This is a genomic window from Bradyrhizobium diversitatis (genome assembly GCF_016031635.1).
Classification (GTDB): Bacteria; Pseudomonadota; Alphaproteobacteria; order Rhizobiales; family Xanthobacteraceae; genus Bradyrhizobium; species Bradyrhizobium diversitatis.
The window spans coordinates 139,615-163,170 of the sequence record NZ_JACEGD010000017.1 but is presented as its reverse complement, the minus strand read 5'-3'; the positions used below and the strand labels follow the sequence as shown (position 1 = coordinate 163,170).

Sequence of the window (23,556 nt, the reverse complement as noted above, 5' to 3'; positions counted from 1 at the left end):
CGGCCGCCTAGTACCCCGCGTCACGGCTTCACAGTCTTGACGTAATGTAATAACATTACATTCGTCAAGTCCCCACGGGGGCCGCTACCGGTCAGTTGGAGTTTATGAGATCCATGCTCGATGCGATTGGGGTGACCAAGCAATTTGGCGCCAAACGTGCCCTGGACAATGTTTCGCTCAACGTGCTGCCCGGCGAAATCTATTGCCTGCTGGGGGCCAACGGTGCGGGTAAGACGACACTGGTCAATCTGTTCTTGAATTTCCTCCAGCCGACATCCGGTAGCCTGCAAATCGGCATGATCGACGTCGTGCGCCATCCCTTGGAGACGAAGCGGCTTCTTGCGTACATCCCCGAACAGGTCACGCTTTACGGCGTGCTTTCCGGCCTGGAAAATCTCGCGTTTTTCTCGTCGCTCGCAATCGGGGAGCGCTTGCCTCGGCTGCGTTTGCTTGAGCTGCTCGAGGCCGCTGGCCTGCCTCGTGAAGCCGCTGATGACAGGGTCGCGACCTATTCGAAAGGCATGCGTCAGAAGGTGGGAATCGCCATCGCACTGGCCAAGAATGCCAAAGCACTGCTGCTAGATGAACCGACGTCAGGACTTGACCCATCCGCAGCCAACGAGTTCTCGGAGCTTCTCGTCAAGGCCAGCAACGACGGCGTGGCCGTGTTGACGACGACGCACGATCTGTTCCACGCCAAGCAGACCGGAACCCGCCTCGGCATCATGAAGCACGGACGGCTGGTGGAAGAACTCAAGAGCGAGGACGTCAGCCACGCCGATCTCGAGGCGCTCTACCTCAAGCACATGAAGAGCTGACGTGTTCGCGATCATTGCAGCCAAGGATATACGAGAGCTGGCCCGTGACGGGCGTCTGCTCTGGGCCGGAGGGCTGGTCGTCGTCCTCATGCTGGTGGCTCTCGCTGCAGGATGGAATCGGCAGGTTCAGCTGAACGGCGAACGGTCGGCAGGCCAGGCCCTCGACTATGATGCCTGGCTTCACCAGGGCTATCGGCACCCGCACGATGCGGCGGAACAGGGCATGCACGTGTTCAAGCCTGAACCGCCGCTCGGCGTCTTCGATCCGGGCATCGGGCCGTTTGTTGGCTCGACCGTCTGGCTACAGGCGCATCGCCAGAGCGAAGTCAAGTTCCGGCCGGCCCAGGATGCAACCGGATTGCAGCGATTCGGCGAATTGTCGCCGGCGTGGCTTCTTCAGGTCCTGCTTCCCCTGCTCATTATCATCATCGGCTTCAACGCGTTGAGCGGCGAGCGCGAACGCGGAACGTTGCGCCAGCTTCTCAGCCTGGGCGTTCCCGCGCGGAGCCTGCTTCTCGGCAAGGCGGCAGCACTTGCGAGCTGCGCCGGCCTTCTGATTGCGCCGGTCGGGGTCGGGTTCGCGGTATTCCTTGTTGCGCGTCTTCCGGCCAGCGAGCGCCTCGACGTGGTCTATCGGATTGGCTGGCTTGCAGCGGGATACGGCTTCTATCTCGGCTTTTTCGTGTTTCTGACGCTGGCAGTCTCAGCCCTCGTGCGTTCATCGCGGGCGGCTCTGGTCATACTGCTCGGCTTCTGGGTCGCAGCAACGCTGATCGCTCCGCGCACGGCATCCGAGGCGGTGAGTATGCTCCATCCGACACCATCGCGCCTCGCCTTCGACGATCATCTGTCCCACGACATTGCCGACGCCGCCGGCAAGGCGTGGGCCGCGCATTTCGGCGCGCGGTCGCAGTGGGATGCGTCACTCCCGCTCAGCAAATGGGGCGCGGCGCTGAAAGTCGACGACGAGGCTGGTTATGGTGCCCTTGATGACAATTTCGGCGCGCTCTGGGACACGTTCGAGCGCCAACAGCGCGCGCAAGAGTGGGTCGGTCTTGTTGCCCCCGTCGTTGCACTCCGCGGCTTCTCCATGGGCCTGACCGGAACGGACTTTTCACAACATCGCGACTTCTCTACCGCGGCCGAAACGCAGCGGCGGAAGATTCAGGACATTGTCAGCGAGGACCTGGTCGAACACGCCGATCCCTTGGGCAACGCGCATTTCACCTACAAGGCCGGCCCCGAGCTGTGGGCAACCGTGCCGCCATTCAAATATCAACTTCCCTCCGTGTCATTTGCCTTGGCGCACCATTGGACGAGCCTTGCGTTGCTCGCTGTCTTGTTCTGCCTCTCCGTCGCGCTCGCGCGGTATGCCGTTTCTCGTCCGCTCATGCGCTAGGCATTCGAAATGACGTTAGTGAAGTCTCGTCCGCTCTCCGCCCTGTCGCTGATTGTCCGGCACGAAGCCCGCATCCTTGTTCGCGATCGAACGTTGCCGCTGGTGTGCTGCCTTCTCGTTCTGATGGTAAGTTACGGACTATTCGTGGGACTGGCGCAAGCAACGCTCCGAGAGCGGATGGTCGCTCAGGTCTTGAAGCATGAACAGGAAACCCAAACGGCAAACACCGGAACGCTCCAATCCGCTCTCGCCGGTAGGAGTGCGCTGGTTCCCTTCTCGAATCCGGCGAACCCCGCTGCCATGGCCGGCACTCTTGCCGGGCGCTTTGCCACGATTCCCAATGCTCCGCTCGCAGCCATGGCGATCGGTCAGTCGGACATGATGCCCAACTACTACCGCATCAGCTATTTGAGCAAAGTCCAGTTCATGTACGACACGGAGATCGAAAACCCCTGGAATCTGCTCAGCGGGCACTTCGATCTCGCTTTCGTCATTGTATTCGTATTGCCTCTGCTGGTTACCACGCTCGGGTATAACCTGCTGTCGGCGGAACGCGAACATGGCACCTTGCGCATGCTGTGCTCGCAACCGCTTTCCGTCGCCACGTTGCTAACCGGGAAGATCATCGTGCGCATGCTCGCGCTGCTGGCGATCGCAGTTCCCTTGCCGCTCATTGTCCTGCTTTTGATCCGTCCCGAAACCCGTGGCGCAGAGCAACTGGGCTTGATGCTGTCGTGGTCAGCGCTGATCACGGCGTATACCTTGTTCTGGTTCGCGGTCGCGGCCCTGGTCAACGCGACCGGCCTTTCCTCCTCGACCAATGCCCTGATCATGGTGGCACTCTGGACAACTTTTGTGCTCATCTTGCCGGTCACGATGAACCTTGTTGTTGGTCTGGTCAGCCCCGCCCCGTCCCGGACTGAACTGGCCAGCCGCACGCGCGTCGCAACGGCGGAATCTTTGCGCGAGTTTGAGAACCTCTATAGTGCGGATTATCGCTACGCTTCGGATCCGGAAGCACTGCTGGTGAAGGGCGAGCGCATCGAAGTCCCTTCGCGAATGCGTGCATTTTTTCTCGCCAAGCAAAAGGTAGACGAGACAATCGAGCCCCTTCTGGAGCGCTTTGATCACCAGCTGTTGCAACAACAGAGGCTGGTCGACCGCCTGAGCCTGCTGTCACCCGCGATCCTCGTCAATGAAGCGCTGAACTCCATCGCCGGCACCGACTCACGCCGCTTCGTCGCCTTCAAGGATCAGACAGAGGCATTTCACGAGCGATGGAGACGTTATTTCTCTCCCCGAATCCTGGAAAGCCGCGCCATGACCGTGCAAGACCTTTCATCCCTGCCTCAGTGGCACTGGATTGAAATACCTGCGAGCGAAACCAGATCGAGCATCTGGTGGCGGACCGCATTGATGCTGGCGCTCGCGTTCATGGTTGGTGGCGTCGCGCTTGCGCGCTCATCGCGCGGTTCGGCGGGATTTTGATCGGTGCCGACAGTCAGGTGGATCGCAATGCGTCTTCCGATGAACCGCCGAGTACTCTTAATGACCTTGTGTTCCGCAGCCGTCCTGTGGGCGCATCCCGCGCTGGCCCAGGACAAGGGCACGCTGGATCCCAAACCGCTGCCGCCGCTGGCCAATCCCAACGATCCGCATATCGGCGCCAAGGAACTTTTTGGGCGAAGGACACTCCCGGCGCCGTTAGCCGTTCGCTCCATCGGCTTCTATGCCAAGGGCTGCCTTGCCGGCGCGCAGGCGCTGCCGATCAACGGCAAGACATGGCAGGTGATGCGGTTGTCGCGCAACCGCAACTGGGCTCATCCGGACATGATCGCGCTTTTGGAGCGGCTATCCGACAAGGTGCACCAGGTCGCGGGGTGGCCGGGACTGCTGGTTGGTGATCTCTCGCAGCCCCGCGGCGGTCCGATGCTAACCGGCCACGCCAGTCATCAGGTCGGGCTGGATGCCGATATCTGGCTAACGCCGATGCCGGACCGGGAGCTGGCGCCCGAGGAGCGTGAGGAGATGTCCGCCGTCATGATGGTCCGCCCGGATCGCCTCGACATCGATCCGAAGGTCTGGACTCCGAGCCATCTGCTCGTCATCCGCGCGGCAGCACAGGAGCCCGCCGTGGAGCGCATCTTTGTCAATGCGGCGATCAAGAAGGCGTTATGCCGCGAGGCCAAAGGCGACCGAAGCTGGCTCTCCAAGGTGCGCCCGATGTACGGGCACGACTATCATTTCCATGTCCGGATCAAATGCCCGGCGGGGAGCAGCGAATGTCAGCCGCAACCGCCGCCATCGGACAATGAGGGCTGCAGCGCGGGCGATCTCGCCTACTGGTTCAGCGAGCCGGTACTGCATCCAAAGCCATCGACAGCCCCGGTGAAGCCTCGACGGGGACTAACGCTTGCTGAGCTGCCAGCTGCTTGCCGGCAGATACTGATTGCTCCTTGAAGCAGGCAAGCGAAGCGCCGCCAGTTAGGCCATGGACCCGCAAACACCAGCGGCTATTGTCGGCGAAGGCAACATCACCGTGCACCCCTACAGCAACCAAGTGCTGCCAAATATGTCCGGCCTCAGTGTACGGCTAACAGGAGGACACGACTACAGCGAGTTATCTCGACGGTCGTAAGGTCGTACACCTCCACGCCTCAACTTCAAGCTCGATATTTCCGACAAAGAAAGCTGACGTAGCGTCGATCGAGGATCGCTCGGCAAAATTCCTGGATAGCGCAGAATGGCCCTCTCAGCTTCGTCTGCCGATTGTGCGGCTACGGCAAAGAAAACGGAGTCCGTTTTCTTATCGACCGTAATCGTCGCAACGACAATCCAGCCTGACCTCGCCAGCTGCGTCGGTGGCGTATTGCATGTCTCGTCGACTTTTGATTCGACTTCCCTTTGTTGAGTTTGAGACATCAGATACTTGGCCTCTCTTGATCGGGCTCTGCTTCTTTTCGAGCCGACGAGATTAGAGGTGCACAGCGTTTGGAGCTATCAGGCTACGGGCGTGTTCTTGACCCACGCCCTAATAACGCACGGGTTCGCTCGTGCAGTCCGCACACTCTCCCTCCAACTCGATAATCGGGTGCAGAGGCTTGAAGCCCGTGGTCTTGGCCACACCCCGCAAGCCCCGTGCAACCAGGTCGGAAGCAGCTTCCTGAACCGCACCGCATTGGCTGCAGACCATGAATACAACTGTCTCGCCATTCCCATGGAGATGATCGCAAGCGAAATATGACGACTGAGAGGCCAGCCGATGGACACACCCAGCCTCCTGCAGGAACTCGAGAGCACGATAGACTTGAACCGCCTGCACTCTGCGCGCATCGCTCAGCTTCTCGGCAATCTCGTAGGCGGCCATGGGTTTTCCGGACGCAGCAAGCAAGGCCAACACCCGCTGACGCATCGCCGTGAACGGAAGACCCTTCGATGTCGCGTAGGCGCGGGCGCGGCTCTGTACCGCATCGGCGTCGATGGCATGACGATGTGCATCTGGGTGCACGCCGCTGGAACTCTGATCCGGATCATGAGCCATCTAAATCTCGCCTTGACGACATGGAATGTAATAATATAACAGGCATCATGTCATAATATTACACCCTGGAGCGTTCATGACCAAGCCCCAAGTCGCTCAAACGCCCAGTGTCCCCCGCGATCGCGAGCCGCTGATTGGCGAGCGATTGGGCGCGGTCGTTCTCGAAATTGACTTCAGGTCCAGGTGGCGCGAGCGTGTCTACGACTCGGACAAAATCTGGTCGGGGGAACACACGATCCTGGACTACACCGAGATGTAAGGGCGATCATTGCAAGACGTGCATTTGAATCGACGGGCGGCCGTCGCAGCAAGTGCCATTTGCATTTGCTGGTGCATGCTCCCGCATTCCGCGGCAGCCCACATCACCTCGACGGGCTCCGGCGGCTTCGGAAGCGGGTTTGCACATCCGCTCACCGGGCCAGACCATTTTCTTGCGATGTTCGCCGTCGGGCTGTGGGGCGCCCAGATGGGCGGTCGGCCGGTTTGGACCTTGCCGGTGACTTTCCCGCTGATCATGGTTGCCGGCGGTGCTGCCGGAATGTTCGGCCTGCCGCTTCCTAGCGTGGAGGTTGGCATCGCGCTCTCGATTCTCGCGCTCGGCTTGGCAATCACCTCTGCCTGGCATCCTGCCGAATGGATTGCGCTTTGCTTGATCGCGGTGTTCGCTGTCTGCCACGGATATGCGCACGGAGCCGAGTTGCCCTTTGCGGCCGATCCGGCCGACTACATCATCGGCTTCGTCCTCGCGACGGGCCTGATCCACGTTTTTGGTATCGGTGTTGGATTAACACTCAACAAGCCGCTTGGAGGTCGCCTGGCTCGCGGCCTCGGAGCGCTGATCGGCCTCGGCGGAGTCTACTTCCTTGTCACAGCACTCTCCGCCGCCTGAATCCGCCTTCGGCGCCCTCGCGATAAAATGGAGCGGCCCCGCTCTGACGGCGCTCGGATTCCTCACGGCGGCAGCCATCGCACTGACCCCCGCTGCGGGACGCAGCACGCTGATGTGGTGGATATTATCGAGTGCGCTCGCACCTGAGCGTATGCTGCCGCTGGTCGGCCTCGGCGTTGCCCTCGCCCTCGTGGACCGTCGTTACAGCCTCGGAGCACTTGCGCTGTTTGGCGGCGGCTTGGCCGTCGGCTTTTTCCGTAAAGACTGGTTGCTGTCGGTATTGGAGGCAATTCCGCGCGCAACAAGCCACCACTTCCTGACCGGGCCAATCTCTACTGTAATCGTCGGCGTGGCACTTGTGCTACCCGCTACGCGACTGCGTTCATGGTTTTTGCTCATCGCCGCTACCGTCGCCGGCAGTATGCAGGCGATTGCGATCGAGGTGAGTGACCCCAGCCTCCACGATGTTGCGATCCCTCTAGCGGGAGTGGTCGTCGGGTTTTGGATCGTCGTGGCCATCTCGCTGACCGTACGGTCGTTCTGGCGCACCTGGTTTCCAATTCCAGCGCGTATTCTCGGCAGCTGGCTCATTGCCATCGGCCTGCTTTATGGAGGCGCAGCGCTGATACCGAAACAGAAGTCGGCATTTCCACCGCCCCCTGAATCGGCGCCGAACATCATTCCGTTCCCAGGACCTGATCGCCTCCCTCCCGAGCTCCAACCACAGGACAGGCCCGGCGCTCGCGTCCCCCCAGATGGCCCTCAACAGCCCTAAAGAATCGCCGGATCGGAGACGACAGCAAATGTCGCCGCGTTTTCCGGAATATCCGGTTATGCTCCGCAAACTGAAACGGCGAGCGCACTCTGGTGCACTCGCCGTTCGATACCAATAGAAGTCAGATCCTAGTTTCGAACGATCTCCACCGGACCATGATCATCACAGTGATTGCCGTGAGGATGGTGCAAATGACCGTCGACGAGATAATCGACATGATCGCCGTGCGGGACCGCTTCGTGGCCGCAGCCTGGGCCATGGACGTGGGCAGCATCGTGTCCGGTGCAGTGGTGGTCGGGTGTGCAACGGTCCGGGTTCTTGTCGCTCACCTCAATGCGGTGTTCATCCACATGACCGGCGTGCGGGTGGTGAAGATGACCATCGTGGAGGTAGTCTACGTGGTCGCCATGCCGAATCGCGACGTGACCGCATTGTGGTCCGTGCGCGTGATCGTGGTTGGAATGATGAGGAAGATTGCAGGTGGTCATCTCGAAGTCCTTTCCGTGAGTCAGTGGTGTTCGCCAGCATGCGCGACGGCATTCTTGACGAGTTGGAATACGTGGTCATCAGCGATCGAATAGATCGCGTTCTTGCCTTCGCGCCGACGTTTGACCAGCCGGGCTAGCAGCAATACCTTCAGGCGCGCCGAAACGGTGCCGACCCGGTCGTGTTCAGCCTCGGCGAGTTCGCCGACATTCCGCTCGCCTGCAGCCAGAATGATGAGGGTGTGTAGTCGCCCGGGATCGGACAGAGCCTTGAACATGGCTGCGGTCTGCTCAAGGTGAGATCGATCAATCCGCTTGTCCATTGATCCTATCATTCTATCGTACGTTAGAATGTTGGACGACGCGCGGCTTGTCAAGTCTTGGTGGTGTGTGATGTAATAACATTACATCGTCCGGTAATCTCCTCCCTCCAGGCCTTCATGAGCAAACCCGATGCCCTCGCTGTTTCAACCATGGCCCGCTCGGCGCTGCTGCGCCTGGGCGCGGTGAGCGGCACCTTGGCGGCCCTGTGGCTGGCCATTCTCTGGGCGGTGGCGCGGCCATGAGCCCCAGCAGCATTCACTTGCAAGACGTCACGATCGCGTTCGACCGACATCCCGCGGTTCATCATCTCAGCGGCTCGTTTGTTCCCGGAAGTCTCACCGCAATTGTCGGGCCGAACGGAGCAGGCAAATCGACCCTTCTCAGAGCTCTGATGAACGACCTCCCGCTTGCGTCGGGCAGGATCGATCGCGGCCACGTGATGCCGACAGATATCGGATATCTGCCGCAGGCGGCGGACATCGACCGTCGCTTCCCGATAACGGTCGGCGACGTGGTCCTGCTCGGTTCATGGCGCCAGGCCGGGGCTTTTCGTGCAGTCTCCGAGGGGAGCGTATCGGAGGCGCGACGCGCGCTTTCATCCGTGGGGCTCACCGGATTTGAACAGCGACTTATCGGCACGTTGTCGGCTGGGCAGTTCCAGCGCGTCCTGTTCGCGCGATTGCTGCTGCAGAATGCCAAGCTGATCCTGCTCGACGAACCCTTCACCGCCATCGACGCTCGCACCACGCACGACCTACTCCAGGTCGTGAGGCGCTGGCACCAGGACGGACGCACGGTGATCGCGGTGCTGCACGATGTCGAACAAGTGCGCGCGCATTTTCCTCAGACCCTTCTGCTCGCGCGCGAACCCGTCGCATGGGGCCCGACCGCGACAACCATGACGTCCGACTATCTAATGCGGGCGCGGCTGATGGCCGAACGATGGGACGAGACCGCTGCCATCTGTGACGTGCCGGACCAGAGCGCAGCATGACGGTCTACCAGCTCTTCATTCTGCCGTTCGTCGAGTACGGATTCTTGCGCCGAGCGCTGATTGCCTGCGTTGCACTCGGGCTGGGCTCCGGACCCGTCGGCGTGCTGTTGATGCTCCGCCGCATGAGCCTGGTCGGGGACGCCATGAGCCACGCGGTGCTGCCGGGAGCTGCGATCGGATTCCTGATTGCCGGCGGTCTTTCGTTGCCCGCGATGGGGCTGGGCGGACTGGTCGCCGGCCTGAGCGTCGCGTTGCTTTCCGGACTTGTCAGCCGGTCCACCCCGCTTCGGGAGGATGCGAGCTTTGCCAGCTTCTATCTGACGTCACTGGCGCTCGGCGTTCTCATTGTTTCGTTGCGTGGCTCCAATATCGATCTTCTGCACGTGTTGTTCGGGACGATCCTGGCGATCGACGCGAAGGCACTTTACTTCATCGGTGCCATCACCTCGATAACCGTCATCACGCTCGCCGTCATCTATCGACCGCTCGTCGTGGAATGCTTCGATCCGGGCTTTCTGCGCGCGGTCGCCGGTCAGGGATCCCTTTACCATTTCCTGTTTCTCTTTCTCGTCGTCCTCAATCTCGTTGCCGGCTTTCAGGCCCTTGGCACGTTGATGGCGGTGGGCCTGATGATGCTGCCCGCGACGGTCGCCCAGCTATGGGCGAGATCCCTACCCGGCATGATGCTGACTGCGGCAGCTACAGCGGCCGTATCGGGCTACATCGGACTGATCGTCTCCTATCACCTCGGCTTTGCCTCGGGTCCGACGATCATCCTGACCGCAAGCGTGATCTATGGATGCTCGCTGCTGATCGGACCATCCGCGGCAATGCGCCGGCTTCTCCCGCGACCGCATCTAACTGGCTAAGAAAGAAAACATGAAAAACGTACCGTTCCGCTGTGCATTTTCGGCTCTGATAATCTGGGGAGCGATGGCCACATCGGCTTCGGCCAAGACGCTGAACATCGTCGCCAGCTTTAGCGTGCTGGCAGACGTGGTGCAGCAAATCGGCGGCGATCATGTGCAGGTCAAAGGGTTGGTTGGGCCCGATGGCGATCCACATCAATTCGAGCCGTCGCCGGACGATGCAAGGAATCTGAAAAACGCCGATCTTGCCTTCATCAGCGGCGAGGGCCTGGAACGCTGGTTTGAGAAGCTCGTCACGGCATCAGGCTATCAAGGCACACCGGTCATTGTCTCAACCGGGATCAAGCTGCGCGAGCGACAGCGCAAGGGCCAGATTTCGGACGACCCGCACGTCTGGAACAGTCCACTTAACGTCCTGGTGTGGGTAGCCAATATCGAGAAGGCGCTCGTCGCCGCCGATCCTGAAGCTGCCGACGACTTCAAGGCCAATGCTGCTCGTTACTCACGAGAATTGCGCGATCTCGATGGCTACGCCCACGCGCGCATCGACCCGATTCCGCCGCAACAGCGCAAAATCCTGACCAGCCACGATGCCTTCGGATATCTCGGTCGCGATTACGGCATCACCTTCCTGTCGCCGCTCGGCCTTTCTACCGAGACAGAAGCCTCGGCAAGCGATGTCGCACGACTAATCGATCAAGTGAAGGCCGAACATGTCAGGCTCTATTTTATCGAGACTTCCAATGATCCGCGACTGGTGCAACAGATTGCGAATGCGACCGATGCGCAGCCAGGTGGCAAACTCTACGCGGAGGCGCTCTCGCGCTCTGATGGACCGGCCCCGACCTACGCCCGGATGTTTCGGTGCAACATAGATCTCCTTGCAAAGGCGATGGTGCCGCCAAGCAATTGATCTTGTCCGTCGCACAGAGATAGGGGAACGCACCACGATGACCAACGCCGTCAACGAGATGACCGAGCGGATGCTCGATGATGCGCCTATCAGTGCGGGCATGCGCGTGCTCGACATCGGCTGTGGGCCCGGCACCGTCTCGATGATGCTCTCCAGACGCGTTGGAGATCACGGCCACGTCTTCGCGGTAGACCGCGATCCACAAATGCTGGAAGCCGCCCGTGCGCAGGCGCGCGATGCCGGTTTCCTCAATATCACGTTTGTCGAAGGCGGATTCGATGTCGTTCTTCCTGAACACGGCACGCTCGATGGCGCAGTTGGACGCCGGGTCTTGATGTATCAGCCAGACGCAGCGCACGCCGTAGCGCAACTCGCCCGCGCGGTACGACCGGGCGGCCTGGTCGCCTTCCACGAGCACGACACGATTGCCGTGAACGACGCCCCCGTGCGCCTGCCGCTTCATGACCAGGTCCGTAGCTGGCTCAGGGAGATGTTGCGAAAGGAAAAGGTCAATCCGCACATGGGTTTTGATCTGCATGGCGCCCTTTCGGCTGCGGGCCTCGAAGTCGAATGCGTACGGGCTGAAGCGAACGTTCTCACGCCGACGGCAGAGTATCCGGTGGCTTCGATCATACGCGCGGTGCTCCCGCGTCTGCTCGAGCACGGCATCGTGACGGAGACGGACGCCGACGTTGATACGCTCGACGAGCGCCTTCTGGCTGAGCGCAAGCAAAACAATGCCACCTGTGTGTGGGAATTGGTGTTCTGCGCATGGGCACGGAAGCCGGCAAGATGAGAGATCTCTCCCGGTTCGTTAGAGCAGGGCTGGGACGGCGCATCATCGCAACGACAATGGCTCGGCTTCTGCCTCGATTGAGGGCAGCGGCTCCCCGTCGAGCTTGGCCTCAAAACTCCGCAGCCGTTGGTAGATCGAGATCAGCTCGACGATCGTGCTCCAGGCGTTGACGAGATACTGAAACGAGGTTCGGACCTGCGTGAACGCGTTCAAGATCTGGTTCATCGTTCCCAGCGTGATCTTGCCGGCAATGATTGTCGGTGCGAGCAGGATGTAAGGAAAGATGACGTCGGTCTGCAGGTAAACAATCCGACCGATGTTGAAATACATGAAATTTAAGTAGAGGCGAAAATAGTTCCTGCGAATATCGCCGAACAGCACGCTCAGCGTCGGTGGATCGGCGCGAGCCGGATCATCCTCACCGAGCACCAGTTCCTTGCGATAGGCGGCTTCGACCCGCTGGTTGAAAAACTCGATTGCGGGCAGGCGAATACCGATTAGAGCCAGAATGCCGGTGCCAAACACCGACCAGATCACCGCAGCAAACACCAGCGGATAGGGGATTGAGCCGACCACGGGCAGCTCCGTGACGCTATTTGACAGCTTCACGAGAACGGGCAGGAAGGCCAGAAGCGTAAGCACGGCACTGATGAGATTGACGCCGAGACTTTCCATGGTGCTGGCAAAGCGCATGGTGTCTTCCTGAACGCGCTGCGAGGCGCCCTCGATGGTGCGCAACCGCGGCCAGTTTGCGACATAGAAATCGTTCATCGCTGTCCGCCAGCGGAAGATGTAGTGGCTGACGAAGAACCGCGTCATCACGCCAACCACGACCGCAACAAAAGCGATGCCGGCGAAGGTCGACAATTCAGCGTAGAACCGCTCGACCGTGACCGGCGCCGATTTCGACAGCGCGGCCTGGATGAGGTCGTAGAACGGTCCGTACCAGCTGTTGATGGCCACGCTGACTTGGACCTGAAAGTAGGACGTGAACAGGATCAGCGCGGAGCCGAGAATGGACCAATTCGCCCAGGGATGAGGCGCGAACAGCATCCAGGCAGCCGCGAAGACCACGGCACACCCAGCAAAATAGAGGTCGAACCAAAGAGCCGGCGCCGACCAGAACGTCGCCACTCCGATCGGCCTTTGAGTTGCTTCGAACAGATTGCTCGCGAAGCCATACCAGACCAACATCGCCAATGCGGTCCAAACGATGGCCGAGAGAAAGAACAGCTTGGGTCGGGGAAAGAACGAGACGAACATGGTCAGCACTGACAGGTCGGAGGATCCACGGCCTCTTGTACTATAGGAGACCTTCGACACGGCGAAGGAGCCAAGCGCTCAGATCGGCGGAAAAGAGCATTCATCAGCCGCCCAGCGACCGCGGCCGGCTCCGATCCGGCCAGCAGCGAGCTACGGGCCTGCCGCAAGAAATGGCGCGACAGCGTCCGCGACCTCAGCGGCAAACTCCTCATGTAGAGAGAGTTTGCCCTCCGGAAGACAGCTGCTCTGGATCGTGTCGACCTTCGCGATTGCCTCCATCTCGGCACGCGATCGCGGGGGCGTTTGATTGCCGTAGACCATCAGCATCGGGATCCCCGCCCGTCGCGCCAATGCCAGGAACTGCTCGCGTGTCTCCAGCGGATCGAGCTTCCCGGTCACGAACCTGATCGACGCATATCGAGCGCCGGCGGCCCGAGTGACCGCCAGCTTATCGCGCAGCCGCTCGCCGGTCAGCCATGCCGGATCGGCATAGACATGACCGGCGGCCATGAAGCGAACGACGAGGCGATTGACATTCAGCTTGTAGAGCACGGGTCCGACCACCGGCAGGTCGACAGCCTTGCAAAGCCGATCCAAGAAAGGCCGGCGTCCATTCATCATGGTCGGCAGAGGTCCGCGCCAAGTCGGCGCCAGCAGCACCAGCCGTGCGAACGAGCCGGTTCGGCTGCACGCATGGGCAAGCGCGTAGGTCGCGCCGTGACCCGCGGCAATGACGGCGCGGGGATGAGGAGCGATCGTGTCAAGAACATGTTCCAGGAACGTCGAATAGGCGTCAGGTGTCCAGTCGATCGCGGGGCGCGGCTGATCTCCGAACCCCGGCCAATCGACAGACACCGTTCGATAATGCGAACTCAGGCGCTCCTGCAAGGGCCACATTTCGTGCCGGCTCGAGATCGAACTCAACGCGGGCAGTAGCAGCACCGTGGGTCCTTGCCCGCAGGTATCGAAGTTAAGATCGATGCTCTTGCCGCGCCACGTCCAGCTCAGCTGTGCAGATTGCATCTGGATCATGGCTGAGCACCTTCTCGCGCTCGATGTAAACCTGATCGGTTCGAAAAAGCTGACGGCACCTTCAGCTTGGAAATAGCTTATCGCGAATGTAGCGCGAAGTCGGAGTCAATCTGATGCCGGGCGGCTTGCGCCAAACTGCTCTATCGATCTCCTTCTTATCGCCGATTTTCAAGCGGCCGGACGCTTTCGCTACAAGGAAAATTGCGTCACTCATTTGTCGGCCGGATCGGCGGTTCTTCCCCTTCACTTCCTTCCAGAGTTTCAGGCGTCCAAGTTTCAGTTCAGGCAACTCCTCTTCGATCTCTCGACGGAGGCAGCTCCTTTCACTCTCGCCCGCTCGCCTGCGGCCTCCTGGAAACATCCAGAGCCTATCACGCCTGCGTCTGACCAAAAGCACTCGTCCCTTCCTTGCGGTCACCAGTTTAGATGATTTCGCCATTTTCCGACGAGTTACCCTCGTGAATCATCAGCCATTATAGGGCTTTCAGCATCGTCATCAACGGCGTTGCAGCGCCCCAACAGCGCGCGCATCTCATGAAAGACATCTGTGTCGTTTGAGATTACATGACAGGCCGGGCGCGGCACCTAGGCAGACAATCGGCGCTCCTCTTTGTCGTCTTTTGAGTTGGCGACCGGAGCCCTCTTCAGGAAGCTGGCCAGAGCGGAGGCAGGCAGAGAGAGTGTCAGTCAACTCTCATTGAAACATAATGCGTTTTCGACCTCCCGATACCAAAACCCACCGTCTAAGCTACGGCCAGCGATTTGGGTTTTGCTTCCGGCGCGCAGTTTGGCTCAGCACTCCGGCAAGTTGACCGCCAATCCACCGAGACTCGTTTCCTTGAACTTGGCATTCATGGCTTCGCCCGTCTGCCGCATTGCCTCGATGCAGTTGTCCAGCGGCATGAAATGCGATCCATCGCCCCGCAGGGCGAGCGAAGCCGCCGCGACTGCCTTGATGGCGCCGATACCGTTGCGCTCAATGCATGGGACCTGGACCAGGCCCGCCGCGGGATCGCAAGTCATGCCGAGGTGGTGCTCGAGTGCAATCTCCGCGGCATTCTCAATTTGCTCGGGCGATCCGCCCAGCACCGCACAGAATCCGGCCGCAGCCATCGCGGCCGCTGACCCAACCTCTCCTTGACAACCTGCCTCGGCCCCGGAGATCGAGGCGTTGTGCTTGATCAACCCGCCGATCGCCGCCGCCGTCAGCAGAAAATCGGCAATCTTATCGGGCTCCGCCCCGATGCAGTGATCCAAGTAATATCTCAGCACCGCGGGCACGACGCCCGCGGCGCCGTTGGTCGGCGAGGTGACCACCCTGCCGCCGGCCGCGTTTTCCTCATTCACGGCCATCGCGTAGACGCTCAGCCAGTCTGCTGCCGCGTGAGGCTGAGAGCGATTGGCCCGCCGCTCAGCCATCAATTGCTGGTGAATCCTCGCGGCCCTGCGACGCACGCGGAGCCCGCCCGGCAGTTCACCTTCCTGCCTCAACCCCCGTTCGATGCACTCGTTCATGACCGACCAGAGACGGGCGACGCCGTGTTCGATTTCTTCTGACGTACGGAGGTGAGTCTCATTCGCGCGCTTCATGTCCGCGATGGACAACCCGCTCTCGCGCGCCATGCGCAGCATCTCGCTCGCGGTCGCAAATGGGTAGGGCCACGGTATAGCGTCAGCGGCAGCCGGCTGCGCTTCGCGCTCCCGTGCCGTCACCACGAAACCGCCGCCGATCGAATAATAGGTCTCGTTAAACAACACCGCTCCGGTGGCGTCGCGAGCGGACAGGACAAGCCCGTTGGCGTGACCGGCCAATGGCGGCCCGTAATCGAAGACGATGTCGAAGGCAGGATCGAACATGACCGACTGCAGCCCATTGAGGCGCAGGAGACGACTTCGGCGGAGATCTTCGAGCTGGCGCTCGGCCTCGTCGAAATCGAACTCGGCAGGCGTCCAGCCAAGCAGGCCGAGCGTCACGGCACGATCCGTGGCGTGACCTTTCCCCGTGAATGCCAGCGACCCATGCAGGGTCGCCCCGACGGCTGCCGCTTGCCGACCAGATGGATGCTGTCGCAAGAGGCTCAGGAAGTGCCCCGCGGCCGTCATCGGGCCCATCGTATGCGAGGATGAAGGACCGATGCCGATCTTGAAGACATCGAATACGCTCAGAAACATCACACGCCTCTAGTCGAATTCGCTTTTTTGCAGGGCAGGCCGTGCAGCAGCCGCCAGGCCTCAGACGTCAATTGCCGCTCCGTCGCGTTGTGGATATGCTCCGCCAGTACAGCGTTCATCAAGGATCCCGCAGCGAGGGAGGAAGGTCTGTACCGATCATTAAGAGTCATAGCCGGCGGCGGCGAACTCTTCACTGAGATAGCAGCGAAAGCGGTTCGAGATGTCGAACGCGTGAGACAACCCGCCATCTTTGTCCAACTCCTTCAATTATCCGGCGCACATCGTCCGGAATAACGCCGGGCAGGGAGCTACTCGGCGCATCGTCCTTCTTTGCCGAGCAGCGGCGCGGGATTACCCTGAGAGCTCCAACCAAAGGCGCACCAGCGCGGCCTCAGGTGTTAACTTGCCACCGTTTTCAATGCCACTCTCCCAAAGCGCAGCACCTGCAGCATACGCACCCGGCAGAAGCCCCCCGGCTTCGCAGCTGCTTACCGCGACGAGCCGACAACCCCGAGATATGGCTGCACTAAACGTGCGGAGCAATTCTGGATCATGCATCAGCGTGCCGGCACCGAAAACCCGAACCACCGCACCATCAAGTTCGCGAAGAGCGCTATCAACGGCGCTTACGCAGATGCCCGGCGAAAGAGTCAGAATAGCAAGCCGTCGAGGCAGAAAGTGACGCGGAGAGAGCCGCGCAGCACGTTGCGCCCAACCCTCAACTTCCGATTCTCGGAACGAGCTAGGACCTATAGAATGATATTTGACCAAACTGCGAGCACACATCAGCTTACCATCGAAGGCGAGCCAGACTCCAGGCGGCCCCTGTTCGGCCATTTGAAGAGCAAAACGAAGGTTCTCCTCAGCATGAGGCCCTACTCCAAGCGGCTGCATCGAACCCGTAAGGATCACCGGCGTTTTAATGCCCTCAAGCGCAAAGGATAATGCCGCCCCTGTAAATGGCATGGTGTCTGTTCCATGCGTGATAACGACTCCATCATTAGGCTGAGAGCCAATCAGGTCGATCAATCGATTCCAATGATCAGGACCGATGTCCGCGCTATCAACGAGTGGATCGAACGATATAACGTTCAATCGCACGGCGGCCGGCGAAATCCGATCAAAGGCGGCCTCGATAAGTCCCGCCATTGTCCCAAGACCATTTGGCCCGTCCGACATGGTGATGGTGCCGCCAGTATGAATTGCGAGAATGCCCGACACGTCTCAATCCTGAATGCTTGGCTCGCTCAAGATGCCGTTCGATCTATCCCGCGATCCTAAGGCTCTGTACGAATTCATTCGCCGTTTGATTCAAGTCGACAAATCGGTGACTGAGGATCTCCGACTTGGCGCCGGTGCTTTCAGCGACCGATCCCGCGGTATTAGCCTTACCCAGCACCTCCCGGACAGTTTCCCTAAGGTTATCCGTTCGGTTTGCGGCTTCCTGTGCGGCACGACTGATCTCGGCAGTCGCCGAGCTCTGCTGTTCAACAGCGGCGGCAATCGAGCCACTCGTTTCGCGAATCTTCTTGATGATCGATACAATCCCCTGGATCTCACCTGCGGCAATATTCGTTGCTGTTTGAATTCCAGCAACTTGCGACGAGATATCTTCGGTCGCCCGCGCGGTCTGGGTCGCAAGGCTTTTCACTTCCGCCGCGACAACAGCAAACCCCTTCCCAGCTTCTCCCGCTCGAGCCGCTTCAATGGTCGCGTTCAATGCAAGTAAATCTGTTTGGCCAGCAATATCGCTGATCAACTGCACAACATTACCGATTTGCGCCGCCGCGCTGACCATGCTCTCGACCATCGCCGCCGTTTGAGTCGCTCGATCCGCAGCGGAATTCGCTACCTCGTTCGCAGCATGGACACGACTACTGATCTCATGAATTGACGCAGCGAGTTGTTCAACTGCAGCCGCCATGGTTTGCACGTTGAGCGAAATCTGGCTGGCTACTTGCAACGCAACTTCGCTGCATTCGACGTTATCACGACTAAACGTGCCCAGACTTTGGACCGCCCCCGCGATGTCGAGCGCGACTGCCACTACCTCTGATAGGGCGGTCGCCACCGTCTTCTCAAAACTCGAAGTCGCGCGCGCAAGGGTAGCTTTTCTCTCGACTGCCGCCTCCTCCTTCAGCTTCTCCTGCGACGCTTGCAGAGCAACACGGTCAGCGGAATAATCTCTGAGTACAGCGACATGGAACGTACTGATAGCTTGCGTGATGCAGCTTAGCGATAAGGCGCCGATGGACGCGATCCGCAGCGAGCCAACCTTGGCATGTCGAAGTTCGTTAGCGATCTTCGCGATTCGATCCATACCGACATAGAAGCGATCGACTTCGGTAAAGAGGATCGTAGCCTCGTGACTTGGCACCAACCTGTTGCCCTCTCTGCGGAACAGCAGAAGCTTCATATCCGCTTCGAGGTCCTTGATCAGGCGGCTCACGGCCGGCTGCGTAATCTTGAGCATCTCGGCCGCGACCGACATGCTACCCGTGAGCATCACCGCTCTAAACGCTTCGATCTGCCGCGGATTCATTTGCATGATTACCTCGTAATCTTTCAGGCAGTGCCTCGCGTCGCGATGGGCTCGTCACTGCACGCATAACATATTGTTATAGAGATAGTAGGGCGTCTGCAGTTGAATTCATCAAGCCGACATAGCGTAATCAGAGCACTTAGCTGGAGCACACTCCGCAAAGCGGGAATCGCTTCAGCGTTCTAGGCGTGGCCAACCACCTTCATCGGCGCGAATCCGCTTGCTGCGATCACGTCAGTTCTGAGGACGCGCCGGATGTTATTGCAGGGTCTATCGCCATGGGGACTTATATCTTTCGTCGTCTATTGACGCTTCCACTTATGCTTCTGGGAGTATCTATCGCCGTATTTCTCGTGCTCCATCTGATTCCTGGCGATTCTGCGCGGATGCCGGCTCGGTCGTCTCCTTGACGATCGCAACGTGTTCAGGCAGTTCGGGCTCACGGCGAAGACCACTGTTCGCCGTGTCTTCCGCTGCTTGCGGGGCCTTGTCGGTCGGCCCGGTCGTCGTCGTCAGCGTTCCGAGCGTTGACCATCCGTCCGTTCGCGATGATCGACCCGACGACGCCGGATCAGGCGGCGGCAACACCCGCTCGGTAATCGGAGAGCGCAGACCCTGTCGTGGCCGGTAAGAGCTCTATAATCGCCTGAGCCAACTCGCGGTCGCGGGCAAAAGCCGTGATCGCCAACGGAATGAGCAGCACTCTGCGATCGGGTTTTGCCGCCAACGACTGTGCGGCGGCAACAACCTGAGGACGGTCTGCGCAAGCTCCAACGACGACCGTCAATGGAAGCGCGACTGGCGCTGGCCGAACCAGAAGCTGCTTGTCTGAAATTGCCGCAGCAAGCGCCGCATCGACGTATTGTTGCTCCAAGCACAATGCTTCGGCCGCCAAGCGGTGGTGAGGCGGATTGCCAGTTTTCAACGCCAGCTTCAAGACTCTCTTACGCGCATCCCTCGAGCCATTGCGGACGAGAACTCGCAACAACATCAGTTTGACGTCACGATCCTCAGTTTGGAATAGTATCTTGCCAATTTCGGAAACATACTCATCACCGATCTGTGGCGGCTGACTCAAGAGATAAGCAGCGCCATAGGCAATGCGGAAGTCCCGCTCCTCTTCATGTTGCGGTTGTCGGGGCTCCCATGTGTCGGCGGCCAGCTTCAATATTGCATCCATATTATCGACGTTTGGACGCTCTTGCAGTAGGGAGAGCACTTTCTCACGAACCCGGTGCCCTTTATCGCTCGCCAGGTTACGTAGCTGGGGGGAAAGGGGACCGGGGGACTGCTCAGCAAGCGAGCTGAGAGCCACTTCACGCACATCGGCAAACCGGTGGCTCAAGGCGGCTTCGACGAGCGGCCACATTTGACTTCGAGCGGCTATAGAAACCGCGCACACGGCAATCGCGATAGTCTTGCCGTCGTTCTTAGGCGAGCTAAGGATCTCTTTCAGCAGATGATCTACCTTAAAGCCAGCCCTGCTAAGCGCTTCCGCCTGAACGGACTTGAGCTCGAGATTGCCGCGCGTGTCCAACCGTTCAAATAGCAACAGCGCATCTTTGCTCAACTCGTCGAAGCTGGATGCGAACACGGCATTCGCCGCTTCCGCCAATGCGTTAGGTAAGGCAGCGAGAAATTGGAGGCCGAGAGCGTCGAAGTCGATGTTGTTCCTTTGAAGCTTCGCTTCCCTGACGTCGACAAACTCGAGCACCACTTCAATTACCCGCCGCACGTCGCCCTCTGCGACGAGAACTTCGAGCGCCGAGAATAATTGAGATGGCGCGGCGCACAGAGCCGTTTCTAGCACCTCAATCCTGACTTCCCGGATGGCACTCCCGGCAACCAATCGCTCCCTTAGAGGCTCCAAAAACTCCTCGGGGATCCCCTTCTGCATGGCTTGCCAAAAATCACACTCTTCCGCCCTGTCAAATGCGGCTCGTGCGATGGCGCGCCATTCGTCAATCGTGACGCCCGGAGCGCGCTCGGCAGTCCTTATCCAGAAATACAATAGATCCAAAGCATGCGCGTGATCGCGAATAGCGTTCCACCCGTCCCTCTCTCGTTTCTCCGCAACGTAAAACTCAAGAAATTCGTGCGCCGTCTGACCGTCTTCGGAGATACTCTCATAATAATGATCGCCGTAATCGCCATCGTACTCGCCGTTAGCGAGCTTAAGCTTGAATTCATCATCGGGTTTTCCGGCGAGTTCGCTGCGATATGAAATTGCCTGCGTTACAACCTCCTCAAAACCATTGAGATCGGCGAGCGCACCTGTAGCAATCAAATTGGCATTCGGGTTGTAGCCGTCCTGAACAATTGAAAGCGCCGCATCCATAAAGGCCGGCGTCAGATCAATGCACAGCTTCGCAACTTGGCCGGCAAACTGTGCGGGATAAGAGGGATTGTGGTGAGGTATTTCGCGTGTGATGAATGCGGTACAAATCGCTCGCGTCCTGTGATCGGCCGCAACTTTTTGGAACCAATCGAGTGACCGATCTGGCGCACTCCACTTGTCGAAGAACCAATATTCCTTGTCTTTCTTCTGATGTGTAAGCCACCTGGAAAGCTCTGCTGGGATCGAATTTGCAGAGCCCACGGATGCAGCGAGCTTCAGGTCCTCTCTGAAATTAGGCCCCGTCTCTGCCAATCGCGCATCGATCCAGGCATCCAGTTGCGACTGCCGCTCTGCTTGAAGTTCAAGTTGAACGATCGAACGTTCACGTACAGCGTAAACCAGCTGCGCCGCCCCCTCCGTTCCCCAGTCCGTCCCCGTTCTTTCATCCATGTCGATCAGCACTTCGACCAGATAGGACAGGACTCGCGCTGCGAGGCCCGGCTTCTCCTTGAGGGCCTCTTCAAGACCTAGCTCAACGCGGGGGTGCTGATAGGTCAGCGTTGCCTCTGACTGCCGCAAATTCCGCCCGGCAATCAAGAAATTCAAGTACGGCTCGAGGCCGTCTTCGAGATCGCTCTCGCGTTTGGTTAGACCTGCCTGGATGGAGGGAAGGACGTTGAATGTCTGACGCGCGCCTGACTTGAAGAGACCCCAAGTAATGGCTGCCCACGCCCATGTTCCACGCTGTCGAACATTATGAATGAGCGCGGATTCTATCGAATTCTGATGGGCATCGGACAGGCAACGCGTAATGTACTGACCACTGTTCTCGTCCTTCTCCAGCCCGTCAGAGAGAACGGCGAAATACCGGTGCATCTCAAGCGGCGTCGCGAGCCGATCGATAGCCTCAGTCCGAGACTTCAACACGATGGGTTGAAGATCCGGCGAAAGGCTAGGCAACCGGTTCTCAAAAAGCCTCGCTCGTTCGTCCGGGCCGTAGTTTTCGTCTTCGAGAGTTATAATCCACTTGTCTTTCAGCCGTAGCTTGCTCTCGTGCAGCACATCCGACCGGCTGGTGATCACGAATTTCCTCTCGGGATCGGCGGATTGGAGTATCTCGGCAATGGCGCCGTTCCAGGGCGCGGAGGTTGGCTCCAGCCGAAAGCGGCCCCAAGGGTCTTCAATCTCATAAACAACGGGTCGCGATGCCGAATCATCGGCTATTTTCTCAGGACCACCATGGACGACGACATGCTTGATGCCTGGTATCCGATCACGCAGGTGGGCGATCAGCGCTTTGGCCGTGCGCGTCTTGCCTGTCCCTGACGCACCAGCGATGACGATCGCGTGCTTCGTGTTGATCGCAGCTTTAAAATCGTCCCAATTTGTCGGAGGAACGAAGCCCTCCAAATCGGCAGATTCTCCCGCATAACCTCCCGCACTTTTTATCAGGCGCTCAACGTCAGAGCGCGTCCATACGCCTTGCGCCGCACCACACATGCGCAAAAGAGCTTCACTACGCAACGCCTCACGGCAGCTTCGAAGATTTGAATGGGGTACGCGAAAGCGCTGGCTTAGCAATCGCTCCGTGCGTGCATTGATCTTTTCCTGGTCCATTGCCCCAAGAATGGCGATCCGGCCGCCTGCATCTGCGGGCAAACTCCTCGCCATGTCGGCGGGCAGTGCGCTGGCCGGCGGCCAAACGCCGAGTGTCTCAACTTTGAGCTGGCGAGCGACACCGTCCAGGTCGGCGCTAGTGACCAGAAGATAGCGGATACTGCGGTCAGCCAGGCGGTCGCGAGCAGATTTTCGCCTTTTACCATGGGCGAGAAGACGGCTTAGATCCTCGTGCTTCCATGGCCCCGTGTTGCGCAGCTTGCACTGAAGAACCAAGCGGTATCCGTCGAGCACAACACTCTGTGACAGCGCGCCCGGTTCTTGTTCGATGTCGGCTTCAAGATCTTCCTCGGTTGCCGGCTCGAGTACGATCTCATTCGCCACCTTCTTGGCAAGAATTAGATCGAGCGCAGTGAGTATTGAGACGTCGAGCTGATAAACATAGCCTTCGAGCGATCGTCCGCCGCTGGAAGGAGAAAGCTCGTCTGGCCTATGCTGGGTGGAAGAAGGCTCATTCATGGATTGCTCCGGCAGCACCGGAAGGCGCGCAACAAAATTCCTTGACCTCCGTCACCCTAGCCACGCTCAATTCATAGACTCGTTTTTCACGCACGCTGTCAGCTTTACCACATCAATTCAACGTATGCCGGATCGGTGCATATAGGCAGGCCGATAGTCGCATCGCTATGAGCGAGCTAAAAGGGACCCGTCCAGGGCGACAAGCGATGAGCCTAACCGTCTCGCTTCGTTCAGAGACACTCGAGAACTAACCACGATAAAGATAACTGC

22 protein-coding genes and 1 pseudogene are annotated in these 23,556 nt (G+C 59.3%); 13 read left to right on the top strand and 10 right to left on the bottom strand.

All coding sequences use genetic code 11. The features are described from left to right. Window positions 1-113 precede the first annotated feature (113 nt). From H1B27_RS20040 to mepA, 4 genes are read left to right on the top strand one after another with little or no spacing between them, the layout of a single operon-like run. Window positions 114-818: an ABC transporter ATP-binding protein gene (locus H1B27_RS20040; RefSeq protein ID WP_197967238.1), complete on the top strand. Its 705-nt coding sequence runs from the start codon at window positions 114-116 to the stop codon at window positions 816-818. Window position 819: 1 nt separating this feature from the next. Continuing rightward, window positions 820-2,217: an ABC transporter permease subunit gene (locus H1B27_RS41020; RefSeq protein WP_197967237.1), complete on the top strand. Its 1,398-nt coding sequence runs from the start codon at window positions 820-822 to the stop codon at window positions 2,215-2,217. Window positions 2,218-2,226: 9 nt separating this feature from the next. After that, window positions 2,227-3,705, top strand: a complete 1,479-nt coding sequence (locus H1B27_RS20030; protein ID WP_197967236.1) for a DUF3526 domain-containing protein — start codon at window positions 2,227-2,229, stop codon at window positions 3,703-3,705. Window positions 3,706-3,744: 39 nt separating this feature from the next. Then, window positions 3,745-4,677, top strand: coding sequence for a penicillin-insensitive murein endopeptidase (gene mepA, locus H1B27_RS20025; RefSeq protein ID WP_197967282.1), 933 nt, complete (start codon window positions 3,745-3,747; stop codon window positions 4,675-4,677). A gap of 571 nt (window positions 4,678-5,248) precedes the next feature. Here mepA and H1B27_RS20020 read toward each other — a convergent pair. Then, entirely contained in the window at window positions 5,249-5,758 is a 510-nt protein-coding gene (locus H1B27_RS20020) for a Fur family transcriptional regulator (RefSeq protein WP_197967235.1), read from the bottom strand. 76 nt (window positions 5,759-5,834) lie between these two features. Here H1B27_RS20020 and H1B27_RS20015 point away from each other — a divergent pair, with 76 nt between their 5' ends. The 4 genes from H1B27_RS20015 (at window position 5,835) to H1B27_RS40225 (ending at window position 8,003) form a co-directional block, all read left to right on the top strand. Beyond that, window positions 5,835-6,017, top strand: a complete 183-nt coding sequence (locus H1B27_RS20015; RefSeq protein ID WP_197967234.1) for a hypothetical protein — start codon at window positions 5,835-5,837, stop codon at window positions 6,015-6,017. Window positions 6,018-6,035: 18 nt separating this feature from the next. Then, window positions 6,036-6,647 (top strand): HupE/UreJ family protein, encoded by a 612-nt coding sequence (locus tag H1B27_RS20010; protein WP_311976963.1) that lies wholly within the window; start codon window positions 6,036-6,038, stop codon window positions 6,645-6,647. Further along, window positions 6,622-7,422, top strand: a complete 801-nt coding sequence (locus H1B27_RS20005) for a DUF3824 domain-containing protein (protein ID WP_197967233.1) — start codon at window positions 6,622-6,624, stop codon at window positions 7,420-7,422. Before H1B27_RS20010 ends, H1B27_RS20005 begins: the two co-directional genes overlap by 26 nt. A 191-nt stretch (window positions 7,423-7,613) precedes the next feature. Beyond that, entirely contained in the window at window positions 7,614-8,003 is a 390-nt protein-coding gene (locus H1B27_RS40225; RefSeq protein WP_246515541.1) for a hypothetical protein, read from the top strand. On the opposite strand, the gene H1B27_RS40220 is transcribed toward H1B27_RS40225, so the two are convergent. Next, the gene (locus H1B27_RS40220) at window positions 7,931-8,230 is read right to left on the bottom strand and encodes an ArsR/SmtB family transcription factor (RefSeq protein WP_246515539.1); all 300 of its coding nucleotides are present in this window, start codon (window positions 8,228-8,230) and stop codon (window positions 7,931-7,933) included. The genes H1B27_RS40225 and H1B27_RS40220 overlap by 73 nt on opposite strands. Window positions 8,231-8,347: 117 nt before the next feature. Here H1B27_RS40220 and H1B27_RS40835 point away from each other — a divergent pair, with 117 nt between their 5' ends. From H1B27_RS40835 to H1B27_RS19980, 5 genes are read left to right on the top strand one after another with little or no spacing between them, the layout of a single operon-like run. Continuing rightward, window positions 8,348-8,473: a hypothetical protein gene (locus H1B27_RS40835; protein WP_283817019.1), complete on the top strand. Its 126-nt coding sequence runs from the start codon at window positions 8,348-8,350 to the stop codon at window positions 8,471-8,473. Beyond that, complete coding sequence (locus tag H1B27_RS19995; RefSeq protein WP_197967232.1) at window positions 8,470-9,225, top strand: metal ABC transporter ATP-binding protein; 756 nt, start codon at window positions 8,470-8,472, stop codon at window positions 9,223-9,225. Before H1B27_RS40835 ends, H1B27_RS19995 begins: the two co-directional genes overlap by 4 nt. Continuing rightward, entirely contained in the window at window positions 9,222-10,094 is an 873-nt protein-coding gene (locus tag H1B27_RS19990; protein WP_197967231.1) for a metal ABC transporter permease, read from the top strand. Before H1B27_RS19995 ends, H1B27_RS19990 begins: the two co-directional genes overlap by 4 nt. A gap of 10 nt (window positions 10,095-10,104) precedes the next feature. Then, complete coding sequence (locus H1B27_RS19985) at window positions 10,105-11,007, top strand: metal ABC transporter solute-binding protein, Zn/Mn family (protein ID WP_197967230.1); 903 nt, start codon at window positions 10,105-10,107, stop codon at window positions 11,005-11,007. Window positions 11,008-11,044: 37 nt separating this feature from the next. After that, complete coding sequence (locus H1B27_RS19980) at window positions 11,045-11,803, top strand: methyltransferase domain-containing protein (protein ID WP_197967229.1); 759 nt, start codon at window positions 11,045-11,047, stop codon at window positions 11,801-11,803. A gap of 42 nt (window positions 11,804-11,845) precedes the next feature. Here the strand turns inward: H1B27_RS19980 and sbmA are convergent, their stop codons facing one another. From sbmA to H1B27_RS19945, 8 genes and pseudogenes are all read right to left on the bottom strand, one after another. After that, window positions 11,846-13,066, bottom strand: coding sequence for a peptide antibiotic transporter SbmA (sbmA, locus tag H1B27_RS19975; RefSeq protein WP_197967280.1), 1,221 nt, complete (start codon window positions 13,064-13,066; stop codon window positions 11,846-11,848). Between the two features lie 150 nt (window positions 13,067-13,216). Next, the gene (locus tag H1B27_RS19970) at window positions 13,217-14,098 is read right to left on the bottom strand and encodes an alpha/beta fold hydrolase (protein WP_197967228.1); all 882 of its coding nucleotides are present in this window, start codon (window positions 14,096-14,098) and stop codon (window positions 13,217-13,219) included. A 61-nt stretch (window positions 14,099-14,159) separates the two neighbouring features. Further along, window positions 14,160-14,537 (bottom strand): NUDIX hydrolase, encoded by a 378-nt coding sequence (locus tag H1B27_RS19965; RefSeq protein ID WP_197967227.1) that lies wholly within the window; start codon window positions 14,535-14,537, stop codon window positions 14,160-14,162. A 353-nt stretch (window positions 14,538-14,890) separates the two neighbouring features. After that, a complete protein-coding gene (locus tag H1B27_RS19960) occupies window positions 14,891-16,270 on the bottom strand; it encodes an L-serine ammonia-lyase (protein WP_197967226.1) in 1,380 nt (459 codons plus the stop codon). A gap of 351 nt (window positions 16,271-16,621) precedes the next feature. Next, a complete protein-coding gene (locus H1B27_RS41015; protein WP_311976962.1) occupies window positions 16,622-17,491 on the bottom strand; it encodes an asparaginase domain-containing protein in 870 nt (289 codons plus the stop codon). 43 nt (window positions 17,492-17,534) lie between these two features. Next, window positions 17,535-18,818 carry a methyl-accepting chemotaxis protein gene (locus H1B27_RS19950; protein ID WP_197967225.1) on the bottom strand — a complete coding sequence of 428 codons (1,284 nt, stop codon included), beginning with the start codon at window positions 18,816-18,818 and terminating at the stop codon, window positions 17,535-17,537. A gap of 372 nt (window positions 18,819-19,190) precedes the next feature. Beyond that, a pseudogene (locus tag H1B27_RS40215) lies at window positions 19,191-19,409 on the bottom strand (conjugal transfer protein TraG); the annotation flags it as partial. Continuing rightward, window positions 19,384-22,650 carry an nSTAND3 domain-containing NTPase gene (locus H1B27_RS19945; RefSeq protein ID WP_376708989.1) on the bottom strand — a complete coding sequence of 1,089 codons (3,267 nt, stop codon included), beginning with the start codon at window positions 22,648-22,650 and terminating at the stop codon, window positions 19,384-19,386. The pseudogene H1B27_RS40215 and the gene H1B27_RS19945, both read right to left, overlap by 26 nt. Window positions 22,651-23,556: the final 906 nt, after the last annotated feature.

Bases quoted from the DNA above. Each gene is read 5' to 3' on its own strand.
- H1B27_RS20040 (WP_197967238.1), top strand. From the start codon at position 114: ATGCTCGATGCGATTGGGGTGACCAAGCAATTTGGCGCCAAACGTGCC.
- H1B27_RS20030 (WP_197967236.1), top strand. From the start codon at position 2,227: ATGACGTTAGTGAAGTCTCGTCCGCTCTCCGCCCTGTCGCTGATTGTC.
- mepA (WP_197967282.1), top strand. From the start codon at position 3,745: ATGAACCGCCGAGTACTCTTAATGACCTTGTGTTCCGCAGCCGTCCTG.
- H1B27_RS20020 (WP_197967235.1), bottom strand. From the start codon at position 5,758: ATGGCTCATGATCCGGATCAGAGTTCCAGCGGCGTGCACCCAGATGCA.
- H1B27_RS20015 (WP_197967234.1), top strand. From the start codon at position 5,835: ATGACCAAGCCCCAAGTCGCTCAAACGCCCAGTGTCCCCCGCGATCGC.
- H1B27_RS40225 (WP_246515541.1), top strand. From the start codon at position 7,614: ATGACCGTCGACGAGATAATCGACATGATCGCCGTGCGGGACCGCTTC.
- H1B27_RS40220 (WP_246515539.1), bottom strand. From the start codon at position 8,230: ATGGACAAGCGGATTGATCGATCTCACCTTGAGCAGACCGCAGCCATG.
- H1B27_RS40835 (WP_283817019.1), top strand. From the start codon at position 8,348: ATGAGCAAACCCGATGCCCTCGCTGTTTCAACCATGGCCCGCTCGGCG.
- H1B27_RS19995 (WP_197967232.1), top strand. From the start codon at position 8,470: ATGAGCCCCAGCAGCATTCACTTGCAAGACGTCACGATCGCGTTCGAC.
- H1B27_RS19990 (WP_197967231.1), top strand. From the start codon at position 9,222: ATGACGGTCTACCAGCTCTTCATTCTGCCGTTCGTCGAGTACGGATTC.
- H1B27_RS19985 (WP_197967230.1), top strand. From the start codon at position 10,105: ATGAAAAACGTACCGTTCCGCTGTGCATTTTCGGCTCTGATAATCTGG.
- H1B27_RS19980 (WP_197967229.1), top strand. From the start codon at position 11,045: ATGACCAACGCCGTCAACGAGATGACCGAGCGGATGCTCGATGATGCG.
- sbmA (WP_197967280.1), bottom strand. From the start codon at position 13,066: ATGTTCGTCTCGTTCTTTCCCCGACCCAAGCTGTTCTTTCTCTCGGCC.
- H1B27_RS19970 (WP_197967228.1), bottom strand. From the start codon at position 14,098: ATGATCCAGATGCAATCTGCACAGCTGAGCTGGACGTGGCGCGGCAAG.
- H1B27_RS19965 (WP_197967227.1), bottom strand. From the start codon at position 14,537: ATGGCGAAATCATCTAAACTGGTGACCGCAAGGAAGGGACGAGTGCTT.
- H1B27_RS19960 (WP_197967226.1), bottom strand. From the start codon at position 16,270: ATGTTTCTGAGCGTATTCGATGTCTTCAAGATCGGCATCGGTCCTTCA.
- H1B27_RS19950 (WP_197967225.1), bottom strand. From the start codon at position 18,818: ATGCAAATGAATCCGCGGCAGATCGAAGCGTTTAGAGCGGTGATGCTC.
- H1B27_RS19945 (WP_376708989.1), bottom strand. From the start codon at position 22,650: ATGTGTGGTGCGGCGCAAGGCGTATGGACGCGCTCTGACGTTGAGCGC.